Source organism: Phocaeicola sp. RTP21198st1_B8_RTP21198_201120 (genome assembly GCF_040929485.1).
Classification (GTDB): Bacteria; Bacteroidota; Bacteroidia; order Bacteroidales; family Bacteroidaceae; genus Phocaeicola; species Phocaeicola dorei.
The window spans coordinates 1-1,842 of sequence record NZ_JBCOCI010000216.1; the positions used below are offsets into that span (position 1 = coordinate 1).

General features: G+C 46.1%; 3 protein-coding genes and 1 pseudogene. All 4 read left to right on the plus strand.

Annotation, left to right across the window (positions count from 1 at the left end; translation table 11 throughout):
- Nucleotides 1-322 (plus strand): DNA methyltransferase (locus tag AB5935_RS24665; RefSeq protein ID WP_368327722.1); only part of this gene is annotated, 322 nt, incomplete at its 5' end.
- The gene (locus AB5935_RS24670) at nucleotides 297-641 is read left to right on the plus strand and encodes a helix-turn-helix domain containing protein (protein WP_368327723.1); all 345 of its coding nucleotides are present in this window, start codon (nucleotides 297-299) and stop codon (nucleotides 639-641) included. The genes AB5935_RS24665 and AB5935_RS24670, both read left to right, overlap by 26 nt.
- A complete protein-coding gene (locus AB5935_RS24675; RefSeq protein WP_004325866.1) occupies nucleotides 622-1,302 on the plus strand; it encodes a hypothetical protein in 681 nt (226 codons plus the stop codon). The genes AB5935_RS24670 and AB5935_RS24675 overlap by 20 nt, the downstream gene beginning before the upstream one ends.
- Nucleotides 1,262-1,842, plus strand: a pseudogene (locus AB5935_RS24680) (hypothetical protein); the annotation flags it as partial. The gene AB5935_RS24675 and the pseudogene AB5935_RS24680, both read left to right, overlap by 41 nt.

A 1,842-nucleotide genomic window follows, 5' to 3' on the forward strand; every position in this document is an offset into this window, starting at 1 on the left:
GTTTCATTGTGGAAAGGGTGTTTCTATTGGTGCCACAAACATAATAGATAATATCCGTTCTTTTGCGTCCGGTGCCAAACTGGTAGAAGGTGAAAAGGTTCATCCCACGCAAAAACCGGTGGCGTTGATCCGTAAACTGATTGAAGACAGTACAAAGCCGGGCGATCTGATCCTGGACACTTTCGGCGGTTCCGGTACTACGGCCGTGGCATCCATTGAAAGCGGCCGGAACTTTGTTTTAATGGAACAGGACGAAATTTATTATTTCACGGCACAGAAACGAATAAAAGATGCGTATGAACGATTTAACGGTGGTGGATAGTATTTATCTGGATGCGCAGCAAAAAGAGGATGTACGGCGTTTGTCTTCTTTAGGGTATTCTTCGAAAGACATAGCCGTTTCCCTGGGGCTTTCTCCGGAAGATGTCGGGCTTTTTGTCCGGGATGCGGAACCGGTGGCAACTTCTGTTAACTTTCTGATCCGGGAAGGGATTCTCGTAGCACGTGCCGCCCCTGAAATAAAACTTCATGAAGCGGCGGAAGGTGGAAACGTGGAAGCTATAAAACAGCTGGAGGCCGTACGGAAAAGACATACTTTCGAACGTTTAATCGAACAAATGGATGACGACGAATTTAATTAAGCCCTCACGAATAGACTTTGACAAGGTGGATATCAACCAGATTCAAAGGATTCTTTCTACCGGTACGCTGGAAGCTCTCGCGCCCGATGAAAGGGAATATTACAGCCTTATGGAAATGGTACGGGGACTTCGTGCCCGTATGCGTATAAATGGCAAGTTGGTGACAAAAGCCGGTATTATCCGCCTTTTAAAGTCGGAGCCTTACGGCCTTTCGGACTGGATGGCCCGCCAGGTGTACGCCGACAGTCTCAATTTCTTTTATACACAGGATAACGTACGCCCGCAGGCTTTCGCCAACCTGTATGCGGAAAAGGCCGAAAATTGGGCGAATACCGTCTTTCTTATGGGTAATGTAAAGGAGGCTAAGAACCTTCTGAAACTGGCGGCGGAACTTCGCGGATGTTATAAGGACCAACAGACCGAAATACCGGAGGAACTGCTTTCACAGAAAAGCACGGTTATTTATACTACCAGCCGTAAGGATCTGGGTGTTCCTGAAATCGACCGTAAGGAATTGGAAGAGTTTATCGACGCGATACCGGAAATTCCTGTTATTGTACGTGATAATATAAAAGAGGATGCGCGTATTAAAGCTTTTGATCTGAAAAAACGTATGTTGTATGATATCAAAGAGTTCGGGGAAGATAACGAAGGTGAGTAACGCCGATGATGTAGAAATAAAATACGGTCATATAATCCAGGTTCTGACGGACTGGATCGATACTACTATCCTTGTATCTATTGACGGCCGCGGTATGGCTAAATCTACCGTTATACAAGCCAGGCGTTCCGCCCGGTGTGTGGAAGAAATGCCCGGCGGTGCGTTCGCTTTTGTTGCCAATACCTACAGTAATCTGGAAGATAATATAATGCCGGCCGTACAGAAGGGCTGGCAACTTATGGGCCTGATCGAAGGGGTACACTATGTAAAAGATACCCGCCCGCCTGAATCCTGGCGGCGTAAATGTTCGGTTATCGTAGATGATTACAAGCATGTTTATAGCTTCTGGAACGGATGTGTTATTTTCATGGGATCACTGGATAACCCTTCATTGCTTGCCGGAAAGTCTGTAATACATCTGTTTTATGATGAAGCGAAGTACGATAAGGAAATGAAAGTAAACCGCGCTATGCCTATTCTTCGCGGTGATGCGATCACTTACGGACATTCCCATTTGTTCCTGGGAATAACCATTACTAC

Bases quoted from the DNA above. Each gene is read 5' to 3' on its own strand.
- AB5935_RS24670 (WP_368327723.1), top strand. From the start codon at position 297: ATGAACGATTTAACGGTGGTGGATAGTATTTATCTGGATGCGCAGCAA.
- AB5935_RS24675 (WP_004325866.1), top strand. From the start codon at position 622: ATGACGACGAATTTAATTAAGCCCTCACGAATAGACTTTGACAAGGTG.